Source organism: Streptomyces sp. NPDC051133 (assembly GCF_040682635.1).
In the GTDB taxonomy this organism is placed as follows: domain Bacteria; phylum Actinomycetota; class Actinomycetes; order Streptomycetales; family Streptomycetaceae; genus Streptomyces.
Genome location: NZ_JBFBBK010000005.1, coordinates 254,160 through 276,266 on the forward strand (window position 1 = coordinate 254,160; position 22,107 = coordinate 276,266).

Here is a 22,107-nt window from a genome sequence, read left to right on the forward strand (position 1 = left end):
TACATGGTGAACATCCGCGAACTGGATCCCGCGGCCTCGCCGTTGGACTACTTCGGCTACGAGCTGCGCCGCAGGCGTGAGGCGGCGGGGCTGACGCAGAGGGAACTGGGCGCGATCGTCTTCTGCACGGGCTCGCTGGTCGGCCAGGTCGAGACCGGGGCGAAGGTGCCGACCCGTGAGTTCGCCGAGCGCGTGGACGCCGCGCTGGTGACGGAGGGCTTCTTCTCGCGCCTGGTGGGGCTGGTCCTGCGGAGCCAGCTGCCGACGTGGTTCCAGCCGTTCGCTGACATGGAGGCTACGGCGACGTACATCTCCACGTATCAGGCGCAGATGGTCTATGGCCTTCTGCAGACCGAAACGTACTCCAGGGCGGTGCTGGCAACCGGCGTGCGGGACAGGCTGGATGAGCTCGTGGCCGCGCGGATGGAACGCCAGCGCATTCTGCTACGCGAAGAGCCCCCGCTGACCTGGGTGGTCCTGGACGAGGCCGCCCTCCACCGGCCCATCGGCAGTCACCGGATCATGCGCGAGCAACTCGCACACCTGCTGACCTTCCTCGACCACAAGTGGGTGCGGGTGCAGGTGCTGCCGTTTTTTGCTGGTGAACACGCGAGTCTGATCGGGTCGTTCACGAGTCTTCGCTTCGACGGTCACCCAGACCTCGTGTACACGGAGGACATCATCTCGGGGCACATGACGGCCAACCCGGAGACTGTCAAGGAGGCAGCCCTTCGTTACGCTCACTTGCAGGCGTCCGCCCTCTCCGTGGAGGATTCGGCGGCACTGATCACCCGCGTGATGGAGGAACGTTATGCGCAAGCTGCCGAACCTGACGGACGCGGTGTGGCGTAAGTCCTCCTACAGCGGCAACACCGGCGGCGAGTGCGTCGAGGTCGCCCGTCACCCCGCCCTCGTGGCCGTCCGCGACTCCAAGACCCCCGGCGCGGCGCACTTCTCCGTGACCCCCGGAGTCTGGGGCGCCTTCGTGCGGGCTCTCAAGGCGTAAACCGACTGCTGGTGCTGAGCGGTGTGTCCCGACTCCGCCGCCCGCGCCGGGCCCGCGTTCGCCGCGGTTATCAGTGCCGCCACGGCGATCACGGCGGCGGCGACGGCCCTCCGCGCGGTGGGGGTTCCGTAGGGTGCGGATGTACGTCCGAACACGGCGACCTCGCAACACGACAGTGGCGTATTAAACAGGTTTAACCCGCCGTTTAACCTAGGGGCTGTACAACCCGAACGGCAAGGGGCGACGGGCGAGTTGGGGGGCCGGGGGTATGCGGGAGCGGGACGATCCCGAGGTCATCGGGCGGCGCGTGCAGAGGTTGCGCACCCAGGCCGGGTTGACGCAGCGTCAACTGGCCGAGCCGGCCTACACACCCGCCTACATCTCCACCCTGGAGGCCGGCCGGGTGCGCGCCTCCGACGAGGCGCTGGGGCACATCGCGGCCCGGCTCGGGGTGGCCTTCGAGGAGCTGGCCGTCGGCCGCCCCGCCCACCTCGCCACCGGCCTGAGGCTGCGGCTCACCGAGGCCCAGCGCGTCCTCGCCGACGGCCGGGCCGAGGAGGCCGCCGCGCAGTACACGGCGCTGCTCGCGGAGGCGGAGACGCACGGCCTGCGCCACGAGCAGGCCACCGCACTGCTCGGGCTCGGCGAATGCGGCCTGGAGACCGGAGAGCTGGGCACGGCACGCGACTGCTTCGAGCGGGCCGAGGCGCAGCTGGCCGACGAGTCGCTGCCGGCCCGGGTGCCCGCCGTACGCGGCCGGGCGGTCTCCCACTACCTGGCGGGCGAACTCCGGTACGCGGTCTACCTGCTGGAGTCCACCCTCGACGAGCTGAACCGCGGCGGTCTGCACGACCCCGACGCCCTTCTGCTGCTGTACGCCAGCGTCATCGGCCCGTACATGGACATGGGCGCCCAGGCCCGCGCCGCCCAGGCCGCCGAGTTCGCCCTCGCGCTCGCCCCGCAGGCCGCCGACCCCGCGCTGATCGCCCGGATGCACCGCTCGGTGGCCCGCACCCTGCTCACCGAGGGCCGGGCCGCCGAGGCCGACGCCTCCCTCGCCAAGGCGGCCGAGCTGTACCGCCGCCTCCAGCTGCGCACCGAACTCGCCAACTGCCACTGGATGCGCGGCTACGTCTGCGCCCAGAACGGCGAACTGGACCGCGCCGAGGTCGAGTTGCGCCAGGCGCACACCATGCTCGCGCAGACCCGGGCGGCCCTGTACCGCAGCCAGGCCGCGGTCGAGCTGGCCGACGTGCTGCACCGGCGCGGCAAGTCGGACGAGGCCGCCGGACTGCTCCGCGGCGTTCTCGGCGACTTCTCCTCCGAACGCGGCGCGGTCCACGCCGCCGCGGCCCACCGCCTCCTCGGCATCATCGCCGAGGACACCCGCGACACCGAGGCCGCCGAGGAGCACTACGTCCGCGCGCTCAGCCTCCTGGAACGCGCGGGCGCCGCCGGTGACCTGGCCGACCTGTGCCGTCTGCTCGGCGACCTGTTCCGCCGCACGGGCCGTACCGAGGCCGCCCTGGACGCCTACCGCACCGGCCTGGGCCACCGCACGACCCCCGGCACCACCACCCTCGGCCCGGCCCCGGCCCAGCCGCCCCTGTGACCCGGCCCGGCCCGGTCAGACCTGTGCCCGGCCCTGTCGGCGCACGTCCGCCAGGCGCAGGGCGCCGACCTGCACGGCGGCCTGCGTCGCGTCGTTCGGTACGTCGCCCAGGCCGCCGTTGGTGAGGGCGAAGGAGTCCTGGCCCACCCGGACGGCGGCCACGTCCAGCGTGAGCAGGTACTCGTCGCCCTGGTCCGTCGTCGTGGCGAGGCTGACCCGCAGCCCCTGACGCGCGTCCCCGACCTCCGGCAGCGGCGCGTCCACGACCTGCACGTCCTCGACCAGCCCCAGCTGCGTGGTGGCCGTGAACCGCGCGCACTGCACGGGCATCGTGCGCAGCCACGCCAGCGTCCTGTCGACGTCCGCCGGGCGGCGCGTGCCGATCTGGTAGCGCAGCTGGGCGTCGGTGTCGGCGTCGTCCAGGCCGACGGCGGCGCGGGCCGGGGCGCCGAGGAGTTCGTCGCTGTACAGGGCGTCCATGAACTTCTGGCACTCACCGGCCGAAGTGGCCGCCTTCAGCAGCGCGTCCCGCCAGGTGGCCGCGCCGCGCGTCGCGGTCCAGGGGGCGCCGAGGTCGGTCTCGGTGAGGAGCGCCGCCTGGGCCTGCGCCTCGGTGAGCGAGGCGGCGTCGGTGTGGCCGCTCGTCCTGGGCGCCGGGGTGGAGGCGGCGATCGTCGGGACGGGGTGCGGCGCGGACGCCGGCTGCTTCAGGCCGAGGGCGGCGATGCCGCCGGTGGTGAGCAGGCCGGCGCCGAGGAGGACGAGCAGCACACGGGGAGGTATCGCGGCGATCATGGGGTGCCTCCTGGGCAGCGGGCCGGTGGGGATGCCTGCTCTCACGGCACCACCGCCCCGACCGCCCCACCAGCGCTCCGGGCCGTCCGGGTGAGCGGCCCCGCGAAAACGCGTCGCCCCGGCCGGCCGGCGCTGTTACGGTCGCCGTATGCAGCGCGCCCCGCAGTGCCCGTCGAGCACGACGACGCCGGAGACCGTCCCGGCGCGCTGACACCTGACCAGCATCGAAGCCCCGGGGCGAGCGCCCCGGGGCTTCGGCGTCTTTGGCGTCCCCACCCCGGTTCCTCGCCCCCGCACCGCGGAGGATTCCCGATGAACGACCAGCTGCCCGACCACCGCCGCCTCGGCCGCGAACTGGACCTGTTCGACACCGACCCGCTGATCGGCGCCGGCCTGCCGTACTGGCTGCCCGACGGCGCGGCCGTCCGGCACACCCTGGAGGAGTACATCCGCGAGGCCGAACGCCGGGCCGGCTACCGGCACGTGTACTCACCCGCCCTCGGCAAACGCGAGCTGTACGAGATCTCCGGGCACTGGGACCACTACAGCGACGACATGTACCCGCCGATGAAGCTCGGCGCGGAGGAGGTCGTGCTGCGCCCCAGCCTCTGCCCCCACCACGCCCTGATCTACCGCTCCCGTTCCCACAGCTACCGCGAACTGCCGCTGCGCCTCGCCGAACTGGGCCCCATGCACCGCGCGGAGCTCTCCGGCGTGCTCGGCGGCCTGACCCGCGTCCGCGCCATCCAGCTCAACGACGCCCATATCTTCTGCACCCTCGACCAGGCCGTACAGGAGGCCCGCGCCGCGCTGGAGCTGATCGCCCGCGCCTACGCCGACCTCGGCATCCGGGCCGTGCGCCACCGGCTGTCGCTGCCCGGGGAGGGCGGCAAGTACGTCGCCGACCCGGAGCTGTGGCGGCGGGCGACCGAACTGCTGCGGGAGGTCCTCGCCGAGGCCGGGGTGGCGTACGAGGAGGCGGCGGGCGAGGCCGCCTTCTACGGCCCGAAGATCGACGTGCAGATCGCCGACCCGGCCGGCCGCGAGTCCACCCTGTCCACCGTGCAGATCGACTTCCACCAGCCGGCCCGCTTCGACCTGCACTACATCGGCGCCGACGGCGCCCGGCACCGGCCCGTGATGGTGCACCGCAGCATCATCGGCAGCGTCGAGCGGGCCGTCGCCCACCTGATCGAGGCGCACGGCGGGGCGTTCCCGGCCTGGCTGGCCCCCGTCCAGCTGGTGGTGCTGCCGGTCGGCGAGGAGCAGCTGGAGCAGGCGTCGGCGCTGGTCCGCGAGGCCGTCGCGGCCGGCCTGCGCGCCGAACTCGCCGCCCCCGGCCAGGGCACCCTGGGCGCCCGGATCCGGGCGGGGCGCCTGGTGCCGTACCAGGCGGTGATCGGCGCCCGCGAGGCCGGCGCGGGCCTGGCCGCCGTACGGCTGCGGGACGGCCGCAGGCCCGGCGCGCTCCCCGTGCCCGGCCTGCTGCACCGGATCTCCGAACGGGTGGCGGCACGCGGCACCGCGCTGTGGGACTGATCCAGTGTGCTGGATCTAGTGTGCTGAGCACAGGGCCAGGTACGACGAAGGAGTCCGCTGTGACCGGTCAGCCCATCCCCGTGATCATCGACTGCGACACCGGCGTCGACGACGCCCTGGCCCTGCTGTTCGCCCTGCGCCACCCGGGGATCGACCTGCGGGCGGTGACCTGCGTGGCCGGGAACACGGACGTCGACGGCGTGGTCCGCAACACCCTCACCGTGCTGGAGCAGGCGGGCGCACCCGACATCCCGGTGGGGCGCGGCGCCGAACGCCCGCTGATCGAACCGGCGCGCCCGGCCCGGCATGTGCACGGTGCCGACGGCATGGGCGACCTGGGCCTGCCCGCACCGGTCCGCACCCCGGCCCCGCTGGACGCCGTGGCCCTGCTGCGCCGCGAGATCCTGGCCTCCCCGCGCCCGGTGACCCTGATCCCCACCGCCCCGCTGACGAACATCGCCCTCCTGCTGCGCACCCACCCGGAGGTGACCCGCAACATCGAGCGGATCGTCTTCATGGGCGGGGCGGTCGCCACCGGCAACGCCACACCGGTCGCCGAGTTCAACGTCTGGCACGACCCCGAGGCCGCGGCGATCCTGCTCACGGCCGGGGTGCCGATCACGATGTACAGCCTGGACGTCTTCATGCAGGTGGTGGTGGACGCGCCGGACGTCCACCGGCTGCGCGCGAGCAGCGACCCCGGGACCCGGCTGGCCGGCGATCTGCTCGCCCACCGCCCGACCACCCAGGGCGGGGAACCGGAGGCGGAGGAGGCGGGCGGACTCGGCGACGCGGGCGCGGTGTGCGCGGTCGCCGATCCGCAGGGCATCACCACCCGCCGCCTCCCGGTCGAGGTCTCCCTGGCCCCCGGCCCGACCCGCGGCCAGACGATCGTCGACCGCCGCCCCCGCCCCGGCGAGTCCGAGATCCACGAGGGCCGACGCGAACAGCTGCTCGTCGACGTGGCGTTGGAGGTCGACGTGGACCGGTACGTGAAGCTGTACCTGGAGACCGTGGAGCGGTAGCCGGTGCCGGAGGGCCGGCCGGCTCCGGTGCCTTCCCCGCACTCTTCTCCGCCGGACCGGCCGAAGGTTCCCTTTCCGGGCAATGTGGACAGATTCTCTGGTGTCGACCGACCGCCGCATCCGCCCGAACGGAGCCCGCATGGCAGACCGCACGCCGGACCTCTCCTCCAGGAACCCCGACTGGTGGCGTCAGGCCGTCATCTACCAGGTGTACCCGCGCAGCTTCGCCGACGCCGACGGTGACGGACTCGGCGACCTGAAAGGCCTCACGCAGCGCCTGAACCACCTGGCCGCGCTGGGCGTCGACGCCGTGTGGCTCAGCCCCTTCTACCCCTCCGAGCTCGCCGACGGCGGCTACGACGTCGCCGACCACCGGGACGTCGACCCCCGGCTCGGCACCCTGGACGACTTCGACGCGATGGTCGCCGAGGCGCACCGGCTCGGCCTGAAGGTCGTCGTCGACATCGTCCCGAACCACACCTCCCACCTGCACCCCTGGTTCCAGGAGGCGCTGCGGGCCGGCCCCGGCTCCCCGGCGCGCGACCGCTACGTCTTCCGGCCCGGCCGCGGCGTCGGCGGCGAACTCCCGCCCACCGACTGGCAGTCCGTCTTCGGCGGCAGCGCCTGGCGCCGCACCCCCGACGGCGCCTGGTACCTCCACCTCTTCGCCCCCGAACAGCCCGACCTCAACTGGGACCACGAGGAGGTCCGCGCCGACTTCCGCACCACCCTGCGCTTCTGGTCCGACCGTGGCGTGGACGGTTTCCGCATCGACGTCGCCCACGGCCTGGCCAAGGACCTCACCGAGCCGCTGCGGGACACCGGCGCCATCGGCGCCACCGGCGAGCAGGCCCTGCCGCGCGTCCCGCCGGGCAGTCACCCCTACTGGGACCGGGACGAGGTGCACGAGATCTACCGCGACTGGCGCAAGATCTTCGACGCCTACAGCCCCCCGCGCACCGCCGTCGCCGAGGCCTGGGTCCCGGGCGCCCGCCGCGCCCTGTACGCCCGCCCCGACGAACTCGGCCAGGCCTTCAACTTCGAGTACCTGGAGACCGGCTGGGACGCGGAGGAACTCCGCCAGGTCATCACCGGCTCCCTGGCCACCGCCCACGCCGCCGGTGCCTCCGCCACCTGGGTGCTGTCCAACCACGACGTCGTCCGGCACGCCTCCCGCCTGATGCTGCCGCCCGGCACCGACCCGGGAGCCTGGCTGCTGTCCGGCGGCCGGGCGCCCGCGGTCGACCCGGCGGCCGGTCTGCGCCGGGCCCGGGCCGCGACCCTGCTGATGCTGGCGCTGCCGGGGTCGGCGTACCTCTACCAGGGCGAGGAACTCGGTCTGCCCGAGGTGGCCGACCTGCCCACCGAGGTCCTCCAGGACCCGATCTGGGAGCAGACCGGCCATGTCCGCAAGGGCCGCGACGGCTGCCGGGTACCGCTGCCGTGGACGGCGAGCGGACCGTCGTACGGCTTCGGGCCGGGCGCCGCCTGGCTGCCGCAGCCGCCGGCGTTCGCGTCGTACGCCGTCGAGGCGCTGACCGGCGTGGAGGGCTCGACCCTGGAGCTGTACCGCACCGCCCTGCGGCTGCGCCGCAAACTGCTGGAGGGCGAGACGCTGACCTGGACCCCGGACGCCCCCGACGGCGTGGTGGACTTCGCCCGCTCCGACGTCTGGCGCTGCGTCACCAACGTCACCGGCGAGCCCGTACCGCTGCCACCGGGCGAGGTCCTGCTCGCCAGCACCCCGCTGCCCGGCACGGCGGTGCTCCCCCCGGACACCACGGTCTGGCTGGCCTAGGCCCTCTCCTTCGGGTCTTGCCGGGGCCGCGGGGTCTAGCCGACCGTCGGGTTGGGCGTGGGCGCGCCGCCGCCGCTGCCGCCGCCCCCGGGGAGGCCGCTGAGGTCCAGCGGGGTGGACGTGGCGGTCGGCGGCGGCGTTAGCACCACTTCCGGCTGACCGGCGGCGGGGGGCGGCGGGGTCAGGTCGGAGTTGGGCAGCTTCGGCGGGGTGGTCTGCTGGAACAGGGTCTGGTCGAAGTCGACCAGGCCGGTCTTCTCCATCACCGTCATGTGGTCGAGGACGGTGTCGTTGGCCTGGTCGGCGAGGGCCCGCACCAGCGAGTTCTTGGTGGTCGACCGGATCTTCGCGATCGTGTTGAAGATGGCGCCGTGCGTCATCCGCAGGATGTTGGCGAAGTCGGTGTCGAACTTCTTCCCGCTGTCCGCCTTCAACTGGCTGACGAAGCCCTGCTGCTGGGGGCTCGGCAGGTCGGGCAGGGTGATGTTGAGCATGGGCGCGATCTTGCGGCAGCTGGTGTCCAGCGCGGCGTGCCCGTCCACCAGGTGCTGGCTGGCGGTGATCACGCCCTTGCTGCTGCCCTTCTGCAGCCCGATCTGCCCCACCGGGTACTCCCACAGGCCGGCGGCGCGCACCTTCACCACGAAGTCCCGGTCCTGCTCGGTGAGCGGCCCCCACTGCGTGTTGGCGATGATGCGGTCCTGTGCGGTGGAGACCTGGCCCAGACCCAGCATGCCCGGGTAGGCGAGGGCACCGAGGGTCAGAGCCATCGCACCGCCCACGAAGAGCGTTCCCGTCGCGTTCCGCGAAAAGCGCACCGTGCCTCCTGCCCGGCCGTGGATCCCGCCGCGAGGCGGTCTTGACGCACAGCAGTACGGACCGCAGGGCGTTCCGTCTCGGTCCGCCGGGCAAAAAACTGCCCAATCTGTCTCCGGCCGCGGGGGAGCGCCGGCCGGACCGACTGGTGTACATGACAAAGTTGCCGAAACGTTGACCATTCCCCGGGAGAAGCGAGAACGGACGCGGGCCTAGATTTCGCCGCATGCACCCCCGGATGCCCGCCACCCTGCCCGTCCTCCCCTACCGCAAGCCCACCAAGGGCCGCGACTACTGGGTGCTGGACGACGTCCTGCCCGACGTGGACGCCGTACGGGAGCGGTGCCTGGCCAAGGACGACTGGGTGAAGGGCTACCCCTACACCTCCGAGACCTGGCCCGGCCTGCGCGCCATGCCCGGCCTCGAACCCTCCGAACTGGCCCGCATCGAGCGGCTGGTGAAGAAGGAGACCGGGGCGAAGGACCTGTGGGTGCAGCAGACGCCCGGCGGCGGCACCCTCAACCACAACTGCGTCCAGGTGGTCGGCGAGGGCGAGAGCGAGCCCCGCCCGCACACCGACTCCCGCGCCCTGTGCCGGTACGCGGCCGTCCTCTACCTCAACCCGAGCGCCCCCAAGGACTGCGGCACCGCCTTCTACCGCCAGTCACTGCCCGGCGGCCGGCTCGGCGGCAACATCGTCCAGGCCCCGCACAACAACCTCGTCGAGGCCCTCGGCACGCGCTTCGTGCCCGGCGACCACTTCGAGGAGGACGTCCGGGTCCCGCACAAGTACAACCGCCTCCTCCTCTACAACGCCAACCTCGTGCACAGTGCGACGGGTTACTGCGGCAAGGAGCTGGAGGACAAGCGCATGACGGCGGTCTTCTTCTGGATGGCCTGAGCCGTCACAGCACCAGCAGCATCAGCGCCGCCGTCATGAAGGCGGCGCACACCGCCAGGGTCACCGCCACGCAGCGGCCCCTCAGCTCGCGGTAGCGGTGCTCGTACTCGGCCCGCAGGGACACGCAGCGGGCCGCGATGCGTTCCAGGTCCGCCCGGGCCCGGTGCAGGTGGTCGGCGACGTAGCGGCGCTCGATCTCCTCGCGCTGCCCCGTCGTCAGCCACTCCAGGGGCCCGGCGAACTCACGTGCGCGCTGCTCGGCCTCCGCGACCCTGGCCTGCCAGAGCAGATAGCCCTCCACCTGGTTGCCGAGGTCGCCGGCGGCTCCCCGCCGGCGCAGTCCGCTCACCCGTGACGCCGGTCGGTCGGCGCCGGGGTGGCGGAGTGGGCCTCGTACTCCAGCATCGCGATGTCGGGGTGGTGCAGGTCGAACGCCGGGGACTCGCTGCGGATGCGGGGCAGAGTGACGAAGTTGTGCCGGGGCGGCGGGCAGGAGGTGGCCCACTCCAGCGAACGGCCGTAGCCCCAGGGGTCGTCCACGCCGACCGGCTTGCCGTACTTGGCCGTCTTCCAGATGTTGTAGAGGAACGGCAGGACCGACAGGCCGAGCAGGAAGGAGGCGATGGTCGAGACCGTGTTCAGGGCGGTGAAGCCGTCGGCCGCCAGGTAGTCGGCGTACCGGCGCGGCATGCCCTCGGCGCCCAGCCAGTGCTGGACCAGGAAGGTGCCGTGGAAGCCGACGAACAGAGTCCAGAAGGTCATCTTGCCCAGGCGCTCGTCCAGCATCTTGCCCGTGAACTTCGGCCACCAGAAGTGGAATCCGGCGAACATCGCGAACACCACGGTGCCGAAGACCACGTAGTGGAAGTGCGCCACCACGAAGTACGAGTCGGACACGTGGAAGTCCATCGGCGGCGAGGCCAGCAGGACACCGGTCAGCCCGCCGAAGAGGAAGGTGACGAGGAAGCCGGCCGCCCAGAGCATCGGCGTCTCGAAGGAGAGACTGCCCTTCCACATGGTGCCGATCCAGTTGAAGAACTTCACACCGGTCGGCACCGCGATGAGGAAGGACATGAAGGAGAAGAACGGCAGCAGCACACCACCGGTGACGAACATGTGGTGTGCCCACACGGTGATGGACAGACCGGAGATGGAGATCGTCGCGGCGATCAGGCCCATGTAGCCGAACATCGGCTTGCGGGAGAACGCCGGGATGACTTCCGAGATGATGCCGAAGAACGGCAACGCGATGATGTACACCTCCGGATGGCCGAAGAACCAGAAGAGGTGTTGCCAGAGCAGTGCGCCGCCGTTGGCCGGATCGAAGACGTGTGCGCCGAACAGGCGGTCGGCCATGGCGGCGAACAGTGCGGCGGCCAGCACCGGGAAGGCGAACAGGACCAGGACCGCGGTCAGCAGCACGTTCCACACGAAGATCGGCATGCGGAACATGGTCATGCCGGGGGCGCGCATGCAGATGATCGTGGTGATGAAGTTGACCGCGCCGAGGATGGTGCCGAAGCCGGAGAAGGCCAGACCCATGAACCACAGGTTCGAGCCGAGACCAGGTGAGTAGCGTTCGCTGTGCAGCGGGGCGTACGCGAACCAGCCGAAGTCGGCCGCGCCGTCCGGCGTGAGGAAACCTGCCACGGCGATGAGCGAGCCGAACAGGTACAGCCAGTAGGCGAACATGTTCAGCCGCGGGAACGCCACGTCGGGCGCGCCGATCTGCAGCGGCATGATCCAGTTGGTGAAGCCGGCGAACAGCGGGGTGGCGAACATCAGCAGCATCACGGTGCCGTGCATCGTGAACAGCTGGTTGTACTGCTCCTTGGAGATGATCTGCAGGCCCGGCCGGGCCAGCTCGGCGCGCATGATCAGCGCCATCAGGCCGCCGGCCAGGAAGAACGCGAACGACGTCGTCAGATACAAGGTGCCGATCGTCTTGTGATCGGTGGTCGTCAGCCACCGCACCACGACGTTGCCCGGCTGCTTGCGCCTGAGCGGCAGCTCGTTCTCGTACGAGTCCTCTGCTGCCGCGGCACCCTGCGGTTCGTTGACGATGCTCACAAGTGGTCCGTCTCCTGATGCTCGCGGTCCGCGCACGCCATGACGTCGGCTACCCGTCATCCTGACTGCGCGGAGGCGGACTTCACACCGCGAGCGCCCGCCACACGGCCGTTCGCGTGACGGATGCACACGGATGGCGCAAGATGAGCCGGTGACCGAACAGATACATCAGCCTGCTGCCCTTCGTTCCCCGTACCGGCCCGTCCGGACGGCCGGGCAGCTGGCTGCCGGGGGATTGGCGCTCGCCGGGCTCGCCTGGGTCCTGCGCGGCGTGTGGGAGGTGCGGCTGGCGCTGGCCGGGGAGCCGGACGCGGGGCCGCCGGACCAGGGGGACGGGGTGCACCGGCCGCTCGACGCGCTGGAGAACTCGTACCACGTCGTCACCGACGTCACCGGCCTGGCCGCGCTCGTGTGCGCCGTCTTCTTCATGTCGTGGCTGTGGCGCGTGCGGGACAACGCCATCGCCCTGTCGCGGCGGCCGCCGAAGTACGCGGGGATCTGGGTCTACCTCGGCTGGATCGTCCCGCTCGTCAACCTGTGGTTCCCCCGGGGCATCCTCGTCGACGCGTTCCGCAACACCGCGCCCGGGCGGAAGCCGCCCGTCTCCGTGAACGTGTGGTGGGGACTGTGGCTGGTCGGGATGGTCGGCGGGGTGGGACTGGTGTACCGCGACGAGCCCGACCGGCTCATCGCCCGCGCCTACCACGAGGTGTGGCCCCTGCTCTTCTCCGATGCCGCCGTGGTCGGGGCCGCCGTCGCCGGGGCGTTCGCCGTACGGGCCGTCACCCGGGTGCAGCTGGAGCGGATGCGGGCCGGCGAGCCGGAGGCCGTCGCCGGGGCCGTGGCGGGCGCGGGGGTGCGGTAACCCCGAGTGTGCCGGGCGCGCGGGGTGTCGCCGCCCCCGTGCGGCGGCCGATGCGGTACGGATGGTCGTCGTGAACAGCATGGCCATCGTGGGAGCCGGGCCCGGGCTCGGGGCCGCCGTGGCGCGGCGGTTCGGGCGCGAGGGGTTCGGCGTCGCCCTGGTCGCGCGGGACCGGGAGCGGCTCGACGCGCTGGTCCGGGAACTGGGCGAGGACGGGATCACCGTCCGGGGGTTCGTCGCCGACGTGCGCAAGCCGCAGGAGCTGGCGCACGCCCTGGACGAGGCCGGGCGGGCGCTCGGGACCGTCGAGGTGCTGCAGTACAGCCCCGTACCGCACCGCGACTTCATGCGGCCCGTACTGGAGACCGGGCACCGGGAGCTCGTCGGGCCCATCGAGTTCTCCGTGTACGGGCCGGTCGCCGCCGTGCAGCAGGTGCTGCCCGGGATGCGCGGGCTCGGCCGCGGGACGATCCTCTTCGTCAACGGCGGGACCGCCGTCGTGCCCCGTCCGGAGCGGGCCGGGACCTCCATCGCGTTCGCCGCCGAGACCGCCTACGGGCATCTGCTGCACGAGCGGCTGGCGGGCGAGGGCATCCATGTCGCGCAGCTCGTGATCCCGGGGGCGATCACCCCCGGGCACGCGCGCAAGGACCCGCGCGTGCTCGCCCAGCTGCTGTGGAACATGCACCGGGAGCGGTACGGGTTCCGGCACTTCGCCGACGACCTCGACAGCTGACGGGGCACCGTCAACCTGCGGGGTGGGGGTTTGTGGGCCAATATGGTGATGTTGGCCGCATTGCTCTCTTCAAGGGGGCCTTCATGGCTGTCGAAATACCCGCGCTCATCAGGCCGTCCCGGCTCAGGAGCCGGGGAGGCCTGCTGGGCGAGTGCCTCGCCGAGTTCCTCGGGACGTTCGTACTCATCTCCTTCGGCTGCGGTGTGGTCGCGATGGCGGTCGCGGCGCTGCCCGGCTCGGGCCGTGCCGCCACCCCCACGACGATCTTCCTCGCGGCCGGGGACTGGCTGCTGATCACCTGGGGCTGGGCCTTCGCCGTCGTCTTCGGCGTCTACGTCGCCGGCGGCGTGAGCGGTGCCCATCTGAACCCGGCGGTGACGCTGGCCATGGCTGCGCGCCGCGGCTTCTCCTGGGCCAAGGTGCTGCCGTACTGGTTCTCGCAGGTCGTCGGCGCGCTCACCGGCGCGGCGCTGGTGTACCTCGTCTACCACGATGCGATCAACGCCTACGACCAGGTGGCGACGGCACCGAAGGTGAACGGGCACACGAACGCCACCTTCTCCATCTTCGCGACCTTCCCGGCGGCGTACTTCCACGGCGGCATCTGGGGACCGCTGATCGACCAGATCGTCGGTACGGCGTTCCTGCTCATGCTGATCGCCGCCGTCCTCGACGTGCGCAACCAGGCCGTGAAGGCCAACCTCGCACCGCTGGTCGTGGGATTCGTCGTCGCCGCCATCGGCATGTCCTACGGCGCCAACGCGGGCTACGCCATCAACCCGGCCCGTGACTTCGGGCCGCGCCTGCTCACCTACGCGGAGGGCTGGGGCAGTCTGGCGTTCCCGGGCAGCGTGTCCGGCGTGTACAGCGGCTACTGGTGGATCCCCATCGTCGGGCCGCTGGTCGGCGGTGTGATCGGGATCGTCGTGTACGACCTCTTCATCGGTGACGTCCTGCTGGTCCGGTCGGAGCTGGCCGAGCTGCCGGAACCGGGGCGGGCGACTCCGGTGCGCACCACCGACGAGGAGTAGACGGCGGGGCGCGGACGGTCCGTGGGCTCCGTGGGGTCCGTGGGGGCCGTCAGGTGTCGGTGTCGGTGCTCATGCTCGCGGCCCGGCGGGCCGTCGCCGCGATGGCCTCCAGCGCCGCCAGGTGCCGTGCGAACGCCCGGCGGCCGGTGAGGGTGAGGGCGGCCCAGGTGCGCGGGCGCTTGCCCAGGTAGCCCTTGCGGATGCTGACGTACCCGGTCTTCTCCAGGGCGGTCAGCGTCTTGCTCAACGTGGAGTCGGAGACCTGGCAGTAGTCCCGCAGCACCCCGAACTCCGCCTCGGCGCAGGCGGACAGGTAGGCGGCGAGGGCCAGCCGGGTCGCGTTGTGCAGCTCCCGGTCCAGCGGAGGGGGCGCCGCGTCGCCCGTCGTACCGGTCATGCGGCGCCGCCCTGCCGGGTCGCGCGCAGCAGGTACTCCGCCCCGGAGGCCACGCCGAAGGCGACGAGCCAGCCCGTCGTGCCGTACGGGATCGCGGCCAGCAGGCCCACGGCGGCCGGGAGGAAGGGGACCACCCAGGCGTACCAGGCGGGCCGGCCGGTCCGGCCGTCCCGGCTGAACCAGCGCGTCACCCCGCCGTGGTGCGCGCCGAGCCAGATCAGCACCAGGAACACGGTCAGGCTCAGCAGCCCGGCGAGCACCAGCCAGACCCCCCACCGCGGCTCCCGGTCGGCGACGCCCAGCGCGGTGAAGCCGGCCGCGAAGGCCAGGCCCTGGCCGATGGCGTAGACCCGGGGCCTGTTCCGCTCGTCGCCCGCCTTGCGCGCCGCGCACTGGGCGGCGCGCGCGGCGGCGAGTGCGTGCCGTGCCTGCTGGGCGTCCATCGGGTCCCCCGTGCTGTCCATGTGTCTGCCTCCGGTACGGGGGCGGGTGGTCGGACCGCCCCTCTGTCGTGCCGTCATCATGGACACTACTTTCCATAAATTCAAGTACTTCCCGGCATGCGCGATCAGGCGTCGCTGGGCTGTTGCGGGCCCCCGGGACGGCCCGGTCCCCGCGCTCACAGCGGGCGGTCGGGCCAGCCCAGCAGGCGGGCGCCGATCACCGCCGTCTGGAGCATGTAGCGGTCCGAGGGGTCGGCCGGGTCGGCGGCGGTGAGCTTGTGGATGCGCTCCAGGCGGTAGGTGAGCGCGCGCACGCTGAGCGAGAGCCGGCGCGCGGCCTCGGCGGCCACACAGCCGGAGTCGAAGTACGCGGTCAGCGTCTCCAGCAGCGGTCCGGCGCCGCCCCGGGTCGAGGTCAGCGGGCCCAGGGTGTGCTGGACCAGGTCGGCCATCGCCTGCCGGTCCCGGGCCAGGACCGGATAGACCAGCAGGTCGGCGGCGCGCAGCACCGGTTCGGTCAGGCCGAGCCGGGCCGCCATCTCCAGCGCGCCGAGAGCCTCCTCGTACGACTGCACCACCCCGCCCGGGCCGGGCTGCGGACGGCCGATGACGACCCGGCCGCCGTCCGTGGCCGCGCACGCCTGCTGGGCGAAGTGGGTCACGATCTCGTCCTCGTCGCCCGGCGCCACGCACAGCAGCCGGCCGGCCTTCGTGGTGATCAGGAAGCTGCGCGAGTCGAACCGGGCGAGGACGGCGGCCTCCACCCGCCGGGCGACCGAACCGCCCTCGGCGTAGGCCGTCGGACCTTCGGCGACGGCCACCGCGTGTGCCCGGGACAGGCGCAGGCCGAACCGGTCGGCGCGTTCCGCGAGCCGGCCCGCGTCGCTGCGGCCGTACAGCAGGTCGTCGATGAACTCCCGGCGCGCGGCCTCCTCCCGGCGCACGGCGAGCCGCTGGGCGCGTTCGTAACCCTCGGCGAACGCGTCGACCGCCTGCTGCACGGCGGCCAGCGCGCTGTCCGCCGAGCCGCGCGCGTCGGGCCAGGCGGCGCGGGCGGCGGCGAGATGGGCGACGATCAGGGCGCGCAGCCCGTGCCCGGCCTCGGCGGCCTGTTCGCCCAGGGCGCGGCGGATCCTCAGCTCCTCCCGGCTCAGCCGCCGGCCGGTGACCGCGACCTCGGCCAGCGTCCGCGCGAAACCGTCCAGAAAGCGTTCGGGCACCCCGTGCTCCGCCACCCCTGCCCCCGTGTCCCCGTGTCCCCCGCGTCCTTGACGCCCCGGTGACGCCTTCTTGGCGCCTTTCCGGCACTCAGACAGTAGTGAACGCTGCCGAGGACCGGCAATGCGCGGGGGCGTGCCCCTCCCGCACCATCGTCCGCCGGGGAGCACAACGGATGGTTTCCGGTGCCGGGCACCGGAGGACGCACGGCACCGGAACCACGGGGGGCTCCGACTTCATCGTCTGACGCAAGGACGTGTGCCATGGAAGCCCTCGGCGTGCTCGCCGCCGTCTGTCTCGTCGTCGTGCTGCTCGCACTGGCCGCCTTCTCCCGGCTCTACCGCAAGGTGGACCAGAGCCAGGCCCTGATCGTGTCGAAGACGCGCAGGGTCGACGTGTCCTTCACCGGCCAGGTCGTGCTGCCGATCCTGCACCGGGCCGAGGTCATGGACATCTCGGTGAAGACCATCGAGATCAGCCGCTCCGGGCGGGACGGTCTGATCTGCCGGGACAACATCCGTGCCGACATCCGGATCCTGTTCTTCGTGAAGGTCAACAAGACCGTCCCCGACGTCATCAAGGTCGCCCAGTCCGTCGGCACCGAGCGCGCCAGCCACCAGGACACGCTCCAGGAGCTGTTCCACGCGAAGTTCTCCGAGGCGCTGAAGACCGTCGGCAAGCAGATGGACTTCACCGACCTCTACACCAAGCGCGAGGAACTCCGGTACCACATCATCGAGTTGATCGGTGTCGACCTCAACGGCTACCACCTCGAGGACGCGGCGATCGACTACCTGGAGCAGACCCCGCTCTCCCAGATGGACCCGGCCAACGTCCTCGACGCCGAGGGCATCCGCAAGATCACCGAGCTGACGGCGATCGAGCACGTGCGCACCAACGAGGCCAGGCGCACGGAGCAGAAGGAGATCACCCGCCAGGACGTCGACGCCCGCGAGGCCATCCTGGAGCTGGAGCGCCGGCAGGCCGACGCCGAGATCAAGCAGAAGCGGGAGATCGAGACCTCCCGCGCCCGCGAGGAGGCCGAGACCGCCCGGGTGGTGGAGGAGGAGCGGCTGCGCGCGCAGGGCGCCTTCCTGCGCACCGAGGAACAGCTGGGCGTGCAGCGCGAGAACCAGGCCCGGGAGATCGCCGTCGCCGCGAAGAACCGCGAGCGGGTCATCGCCGTGGAGAACGAGCGCATCGAGAAGGACCGCCTGCTGGAGGTCATCGCCCGGGAACGGGAGACCCAGCTGACGAAGATCGCCGCCGAGAAGGAGGTCGAGGGCGAGAAGCGGGAGATCGCCGAGGTCATCCGGGAGCGGGTCGCGGTGGACCGTACGGTCGCCGAGCAGGAGGAGTCCATCAAGAAGCTCCGCGCGGTCGAGCAGGCCGAGCGCGACCGGCAGGCCATCGTCATCGCCGCCGAGGCGGAGGCGCAGGAGAAGCTCGTCAAGGACATCAAGGCCGCCGAGGCCGCCGAGCAGGCCGCCACCCACCGCGCCGCCGAGGAACTCACCCTCGCCGAGGCCCGCATGAAGACCGCCGACCTCGACGCCCGGGCCAAGCTGCGGCTCGCCGAGGGCATCCAGGCCGAGGCCGCCGCCGAGGGACTGGCCGCCGTGCAGGTCCGCGACAAGGAGGCCGAGGTCACCGTGAAGGCCGGCCGCGCCGAGGCGGAGGCCACCGAGGCCCGGCTGCGCGCCGAGGCGGAGGGCACCCAGGCGAAGGCACTCGCCGAGGCCGAGGGTGCGCGGGCGAAGCTGCTGGCCGACGCCGAGGGGGCGAAGGCCAAGGCCCTCGCGGAGGCGACCGGTATCGGCGAGAAGCTGAAGGCCGAGGCGGAGGGCCTGACCGAGAAGGCGGCGGCGATGGCCGCGCTGGACGAGGCCTCCCGCGGGCACGAGGAGTACCGGCTGCGGCTGCAGGCGGAGAAGGAGATCCGGCTGGCCGGCCTGGAGACACAGCGGCAAGTCGCCGAGGCGCAGGCCACGGTCCTCGCGACCGGTCTGGAGAACGCCGACATCGACATCGTGGGCGGCGAGTCCGTCTTCTTCGACCGCCTGGTCTCCGCGGTCTCGCTCGGCAAGGGCGTGGACGGCTTCGTGGACAACTCCCGTACGGCCCAGTCGCTGGCGGGGCACTGGCTGGACGGCTCGGGCAGCTTCACGGACGACGTCACCCGGATCCTCGGCTCGCTCGGCTCGGCGGACGTGCGGAACCTGACGGTGTCGGCGCTGCTGGCGAAGCAGATCAAGAACGGCGGCCCGCAGGCGGGACAGCTCCAGAAACTCCTCGACCGGGTGAGCGAACTGGGCCTGTCGGACACACCGGTGACCGCACTGAACGGAAGCGCCACGGGGAGCTGAGGCGGGGGGCGGGGCGCGGGGCTGTATCCATGTGCGGCTCCGCCGCGTGGCGCGACCGGCCACGACGCACCCGCGCCCGGCAACGCTCCGCACCCTCGCGGTGAGAATCCGCGTCCGCTCCCGCACTCACAACGAAGGGCACCGCAATGGCCACCGCTGAGGCGCCGCAGGCCCCCGTCGACGCCGGTACCTACGAGGTGCTGCGCGACCGGCTCGCCGGGCATGCCGCCGAGCTCGCCCGGCGGGCCGAGGACCTCAACGCGCGCCGGGCCGAGGAGTTCGGCTCGGCGCGGCTGGACCTCGCGCGCACCGCTCGCCTCCGCACCGAGCACGCGTGCACACCGAGCGACATCGTGGCCGTGGGGGACGCGCTCCTCTTCGGCGTCACCGGCACGGCCACGGACGCCCTCGCGCTGTACGACCGCGACGGCGGCCGGCTGCCCGGGGACGCCGTGCCCGGACTGCTGGACGACCCGGCGTTCGTGCGGGAGTTCACCGCGCTGCACCGCTACTACCGCGGAGCGAGCCTGCTGCGGCTGCGCCGGGTCGACGGCCGGCTGCTGGCGGTGTTCCGCACCGGCGAGAAGACCGACGACGTGCGCGCCCTGCGGTGGAGCGTCGCCGACGACGGCCGGGTGACCTTCCTCGACGCGCGCGGCGACCGCGACGACGCCTTCCCGCCGGGCCAGGACCTGACCTGGACGGAGACCACCCGCGAGGACCACGTGCTGGGCCGTGCGCCGTACGTCGCCGCCCCCGCCGGCCTCGGGGTGTCGACCGTCGGCGGCACGCTCACCGTGCGCGCCACGGACGGCTCCGACGGCTCCGACGGCCCGGCCGGGGAGCAGCTGTACGCCGAGCCCGTGCAGGAGCCGCTGCAGTCGCTCGCGGACGCGGCGGTCGCGCACGCCCGCGTGGGCCCGCTGGTGCTGCTGCGGGTGCGGCCGTACAAGGAGGACGCCGACCGGTACCTGGTGTTCAACACCCTCACCCGGACGGTGGTGCGGCTCGACGGGATCGGACAGGCCTGCCGCCGGCTGCCCGAGGAGCAGGGGGTGATCTTCCCGGGCGGCTACTGCCTGGCCACGGGTGCGCACAAGACGTACGAACTCGACGTGCTGGGGCTGGAGTTCGAGCGGGAGGTCCGGGCGCCGAACGGGGAGGACGTACTGTACGCGTTCCGCTCCCGTGCCGAGGGCCGGACGCTGCTGCTGTCGTACAACACCCTCCGCAAGGAGGTCGCGACCCCGCTGCCCTGCCGGGGCTGGGCCCTCTTCGACGACGGCGCCCTGGCCGTGCTGCGCGCCGGGGGCGAGGAGCCCGCGCACACGCATCCGCTCCAGTGGTGGACCTCGCCGTACGTCTCCGACACCCACGCCGCCGCCCTGCGCACCGGCACCGGCCCGCTCGCCCGGGTCGGCAACGCGGACCTGGTGCGCGGGCTCGCCGACTGCCTGTCCGTCGCCCGGCTGGTGACGGACAGGACCGAGACCGGCGAGGGGTACCGGGCGCTGACCGCCGCGTGTGTGCGGGCCGCCGACACCCACCACTGGCTCGCCGACCCCGAACTCGGGGAGCTGCTCGTGCCATTGACGGCCGTGCGGGAGACCGCCGAGCAGGTGCTGGGCGAGTTCGAGACGGTACGGGAGCTGACCCGGCAGGCCGCCGAGGCGCTGGAGGAGGCCGCCGGGCGGATCGCCTCCGTGGTGCGCCGGCTGCGCGGCGAGGCCCCGCGCGAGGCCGCCGCCTGGGTGCGCGGACTGACCGAACTGAGGCATGCGCACGGGCATCTGCTCACCCTGAAGGAGCTGCGGTACGCCGACACCGCCCGGGTGGACGAGCTGGACGCCGCCACGCGGGACGACCTGGCCGGGTTCGGGCGGCGCGCGGTGGCCTTCCTCGCCCGCGAGGACGCCTTCGCCGCCCAGCGCGAGGAGGTGGAGGGGCTCGTCGCGGCGGCCGGGGACATCGCCACGGTGGCCGCCGCCGCACCGGTCGCCGCCCGCCTCGACGACCTCGCCGACGGGCTGCGCACGGTCACCGAGGTCGTCACCGGACTCGGCATCGCCGACGCCACCGTCCGTACGGCCGTGCTGGAGCGGATCGCCGACGTGCTGGCCGGCGTCAACCGGGCCCGCGCCACGCTCGACGCCCGCCGCCGGGACCTGCAGGACCACGAGGGCCGCGCCGAGTTCGCCGCCGAGACGGCCCTGCTCGCCCAGGCCGTCACCGCCGCGCTCGCCTCCTGCGGCACACCCGAGGAGTGCGACGACCAACTCGCTTCCGTGATGGCCCGGCTGGAGGAGCTGGACGGCCGGTTCGCCGAGTTCGACGACTTCCTCAGCGAGCTGGCCGGCAAACGCACCGAGATCTACGAGGCCTTCGCCGCCCGCAAGCAGTCCCTCACCGACGCCCGCGCCCGCCGCGCCGAGCAGCTCGCCGTCTCGGCCGGGCGGCTGCTGGAGACGGTCGCCCGCCGCGCCGCCGGGCTCGCCGACACCGACGCGGTCGCGGCGTACTTCGCCTCCGACCCGCTGGTCGCCAAGGTCCGCCGCACCGCCGACGACCTGCGCGCCCTCGGGGACAGCGTGCGCGCCGAGGAACTCGACGGCCGGCTCAAGGCCGCCCGCCAGGAAGCGGCCCGCGCCCTGCGCGACCGCGCCGACCTGTACGCCGACGGCGGCCGCACCCTGCTGCTCGGCGGCCACCGGTTCGCCGTCAACACCCAGCCGCTCGACCTCACCCTCGTCCCGCACGGCGAGGGCCTCGCCTTCGCGGTGACCGGCACGGACCACCGCACCCCGGTCACCGACCCCGACTTCGCCGCGTACCGCCCTTACTGGGACCGCCACCTGCCCTCCGAGTCGCCGGAGGTCTACCGCGCCGAGCACCTCGCCGCCCGTCTGCTCGCCGAGCACGGCCCGGCCGCCCTCGCCGCCGCCGACCTGCCCGGCCTGGTCCGCCGGGTGGCGCAGGAGTCGTACGACGAGGGCTACGAGCGGGGCGTCCACGACCACGACGCGACCGCGATCCTCGCCGCCCTGCTGCCCCTGTACGACGGCGCCGGACCCCTGCGGCACGAGCCCGCCGCCCGCGCCGCAGCCCAGCTGTTCTGGACCCACGGGACCACGGACCCGGCGCGCACGGCCTGGACGCGCCGGGCGGTGTCCCTGGCCCGGGCCCGGGACGCCTTCGGCCCGTCGGCCGCTCTGACCGAGCTGGTGACGGAGCTGGCGGGGGCGATCGAGCGGTGGCACGGCGGGGCCGTCCCGTCGGCCGGGTCCGCCGCCGCGTATCTGTTCGAGGAGCTGACCGCCGGCCCGGAGGGGTTCGTGCTCGGGGCCGGTGCGCGCACCCTGCTGGAGAAGTTCCGGCACACCGCGGGGGGGTACCGCGACGAGCTCGGCCGGCTCGACGACCTGGCGCCGTCGCCGCCGAGGGTGTGGACGAAGGTGTCGCCGCCCACTACGGCGACCTGTTCCGGGAGCA

General features: G+C 72.9%; 19 protein-coding genes. 12 read left to right on the plus strand and 7 right to left on the minus strand.

Going from position 1 to position 22,107, the window contains the following annotated elements:
* Positions 1-3 precede the first annotated feature (3 nt).
* The 3 genes from AB0N17_RS08740 to AB0N17_RS08750 all read left to right on the plus strand — a co-directional run bounded on the left by AB0N17_RS08740 (position 4) and on the right by AB0N17_RS08750 (position 2,618).
* On the plus strand, positions 4-852 hold the full coding sequence (locus tag AB0N17_RS08740; protein ID WP_366010434.1) for a helix-turn-helix transcriptional regulator: 849 nt from the start codon (positions 4-6) through the stop codon (positions 850-852).
* Entirely contained in the window at positions 812-1,006 is a 195-nt protein-coding gene (locus AB0N17_RS08745; protein ID WP_366010436.1) for a DUF397 domain-containing protein, read from the plus strand. The genes AB0N17_RS08740 and AB0N17_RS08745 overlap by 41 nt, the downstream gene beginning before the upstream one ends.
* A 268-nt stretch (positions 1,007-1,274) precedes the next feature.
* On the plus strand, positions 1,275-2,618 hold the full coding sequence (locus AB0N17_RS08750; protein ID WP_366010437.1) for a helix-turn-helix domain-containing protein: 1,344 nt from the start codon (positions 1,275-1,277) through the stop codon (positions 2,616-2,618).
* A gap of 15 nt (positions 2,619-2,633) precedes the next feature.
* Here AB0N17_RS08750 and AB0N17_RS08755 read toward each other — a convergent pair whose 3' ends face one another.
* On the minus strand, positions 2,634-3,413 hold the full coding sequence (locus AB0N17_RS08755; protein ID WP_366010438.1) for a hypothetical protein: 780 nt from the start codon (positions 3,411-3,413) through the stop codon (positions 2,634-2,636).
* Positions 3,414-3,725: 312 nt separating this feature from the next.
* On the opposite strand from AB0N17_RS08755, the gene thrS reads away from it, so the two are divergent.
* The 3 genes from thrS to AB0N17_RS08770 all read left to right on the plus strand — a co-directional run bounded on the left by thrS (position 3,726) and on the right by AB0N17_RS08770 (position 7,775).
* Positions 3,726-4,952, plus strand: a complete 1,227-nt coding sequence (gene thrS, locus AB0N17_RS08760; RefSeq protein WP_366010439.1) for a threonine--tRNA ligase — start codon at positions 3,726-3,728, stop codon at positions 4,950-4,952.
* A 59-nt stretch (positions 4,953-5,011) separates the two neighbouring features.
* On the plus strand, positions 5,012-5,977 hold the full coding sequence (locus AB0N17_RS08765; RefSeq protein WP_366010440.1) for a nucleoside hydrolase: 966 nt from the start codon (positions 5,012-5,014) through the stop codon (positions 5,975-5,977).
* 139 nt (positions 5,978-6,116) lie between these two features.
* Positions 6,117-7,775: a glycoside hydrolase family 13 protein gene (locus tag AB0N17_RS08770; protein WP_366010441.1), complete on the plus strand. Its 1,659-nt coding sequence runs from the start codon at positions 6,117-6,119 to the stop codon at positions 7,773-7,775.
* Between the two features lie 35 nt (positions 7,776-7,810).
* On the opposite strand, the gene AB0N17_RS08775 is transcribed toward AB0N17_RS08770, so the two are convergent.
* Positions 7,811-8,557, minus strand: coding sequence for a DUF4142 domain-containing protein (locus AB0N17_RS08775; RefSeq protein WP_366010504.1), 747 nt, complete (start codon positions 8,555-8,557; stop codon positions 7,811-7,813).
* A 260-nt stretch (positions 8,558-8,817) separates the two neighbouring features.
* Here AB0N17_RS08775 and AB0N17_RS08780 point away from each other — a divergent pair, with 260 nt between their 5' ends.
* On the plus strand, positions 8,818-9,492 hold the full coding sequence (locus tag AB0N17_RS08780; protein ID WP_366010442.1) for a DUF6445 family protein: 675 nt from the start codon (positions 8,818-8,820) through the stop codon (positions 9,490-9,492).
* Between the two features lie 4 nt (positions 9,493-9,496).
* Here AB0N17_RS08780 and AB0N17_RS08785 read toward each other — a convergent pair whose 3' ends face one another.
* Together AB0N17_RS08785 and ctaD are read right to left on the minus strand one after the other, a co-directional pair.
* On the minus strand, positions 9,497-9,841 hold the full coding sequence (locus tag AB0N17_RS08785) for a cytochrome C oxidase subunit I (RefSeq protein ID WP_366010443.1): 345 nt from the start codon (positions 9,839-9,841) through the stop codon (positions 9,497-9,499).
* The gene (gene ctaD, locus AB0N17_RS08790; RefSeq protein ID WP_366010444.1) at positions 9,838-11,562 is read right to left on the minus strand and encodes a cytochrome c oxidase subunit I; all 1,725 of its coding nucleotides are present in this window, start codon (positions 11,560-11,562) and stop codon (positions 9,838-9,840) included. Before ctaD ends, AB0N17_RS08785 begins: the two co-directional genes overlap by 4 nt.
* 151 nt (positions 11,563-11,713) lie before the next feature.
* Here ctaD and AB0N17_RS08795 point away from each other — a divergent pair, with 151 nt between their 5' ends.
* From AB0N17_RS08795 to AB0N17_RS08805, 3 genes are all read left to right on the plus strand, one after another.
* On the plus strand, positions 11,714-12,427 hold the full coding sequence (locus AB0N17_RS08795) for a DUF4328 domain-containing protein (protein ID WP_366010445.1): 714 nt from the start codon (positions 11,714-11,716) through the stop codon (positions 12,425-12,427).
* Between the two features lie 70 nt (positions 12,428-12,497).
* Entirely contained in the window at positions 12,498-13,163 is a 666-nt protein-coding gene (locus AB0N17_RS08800) for an SDR family NAD(P)-dependent oxidoreductase (protein WP_366010446.1), read from the plus strand.
* A gap of 83 nt (positions 13,164-13,246) precedes the next feature.
* On the plus strand, positions 13,247-14,194 hold the full coding sequence (locus AB0N17_RS08805) for an MIP family channel protein (RefSeq protein WP_366010447.1): 948 nt from the start codon (positions 13,247-13,249) through the stop codon (positions 14,192-14,194).
* A 49-nt stretch (positions 14,195-14,243) separates the two neighbouring features.
* Here the strand turns inward: AB0N17_RS08805 and AB0N17_RS08810 are convergent, their stop codons facing one another.
* The 3 genes from AB0N17_RS08810 to AB0N17_RS08820 all read right to left on the minus strand — a co-directional run bounded on the left by AB0N17_RS08810 (position 14,244) and on the right by AB0N17_RS08820 (position 16,269).
* A complete protein-coding gene (locus AB0N17_RS08810) occupies positions 14,244-14,591 on the minus strand; it encodes a transcriptional regulator (protein WP_366010448.1) in 348 nt (115 codons plus the stop codon).
* Positions 14,588-15,055 (minus strand): hypothetical protein, encoded by a 468-nt coding sequence (locus tag AB0N17_RS08815; protein WP_366010449.1) that lies wholly within the window; start codon positions 15,053-15,055, stop codon positions 14,588-14,590. The genes AB0N17_RS08810 and AB0N17_RS08815 overlap by 4 nt, the downstream gene beginning before the upstream one ends.
* Before the next feature lie 155 nt (positions 15,056-15,210).
* Positions 15,211-16,269 (minus strand): helix-turn-helix domain-containing protein, encoded by a 1,059-nt coding sequence (locus AB0N17_RS08820; RefSeq protein ID WP_366010451.1) that lies wholly within the window; start codon positions 16,267-16,269, stop codon positions 15,211-15,213.
* Between the two features lie 246 nt (positions 16,270-16,515).
* On the opposite strand from AB0N17_RS08820, the gene AB0N17_RS08825 reads away from it, so the two are divergent.
* Positions 16,516-18,618: a flotillin family protein gene (locus AB0N17_RS08825; protein WP_366010452.1), complete on the plus strand. Its 2,103-nt coding sequence runs from the start codon at positions 16,516-16,518 to the stop codon at positions 18,616-18,618.
* Positions 18,619-18,764: 146 nt separating this feature from the next.
* A partial coding sequence (locus tag AB0N17_RS08830; protein ID WP_366010453.1) for a DNA repair ATPase occupies positions 18,765-22,107 on the plus strand: 3,343 nt, incomplete at its 3' end.

Coding starts and splice junctions, on each gene's coding strand:
- AB0N17_RS08740 (WP_366010434.1), top strand. CDS start 4: ATGGTGAACATCCGCGAACTGGATCCCGCGGCCTCGCCGTTGGACTAC.
- AB0N17_RS08745 (WP_366010436.1), top strand. CDS start 812: ATGCGCAAGCTGCCGAACCTGACGGACGCGGTGTGGCGTAAGTCCTCC.
- AB0N17_RS08750 (WP_366010437.1), top strand. CDS start 1,275: ATGCGGGAGCGGGACGATCCCGAGGTCATCGGGCGGCGCGTGCAGAGG.
- AB0N17_RS08755 (WP_366010438.1), bottom strand. CDS start 3,413: ATGATCGCCGCGATACCTCCCCGTGTGCTGCTCGTCCTCCTCGGCGCC.
- thrS (WP_366010439.1), top strand. CDS start 3,726: ATGAACGACCAGCTGCCCGACCACCGCCGCCTCGGCCGCGAACTGGAC.
- AB0N17_RS08770 (WP_366010441.1), top strand. CDS start 6,117: ATGGCAGACCGCACGCCGGACCTCTCCTCCAGGAACCCCGACTGGTGG.
- AB0N17_RS08780 (WP_366010442.1), top strand. CDS start 8,818: ATGCACCCCCGGATGCCCGCCACCCTGCCCGTCCTCCCCTACCGCAAG.
- AB0N17_RS08805 (WP_366010447.1), top strand. CDS start 13,247: ATGGCTGTCGAAATACCCGCGCTCATCAGGCCGTCCCGGCTCAGGAGC.
- AB0N17_RS08810 (WP_366010448.1), bottom strand. CDS start 14,591: ATGACCGGTACGACGGGCGACGCGGCGCCCCCTCCGCTGGACCGGGAG.
- AB0N17_RS08815 (WP_366010449.1), bottom strand. CDS start 15,055: ATGGACAGCACGGGGGACCCGATGGACGCCCAGCAGGCACGGCACGCA.
- AB0N17_RS08825 (WP_366010452.1), top strand. CDS start 16,516: ATGGAAGCCCTCGGCGTGCTCGCCGCCGTCTGTCTCGTCGTCGTGCTG.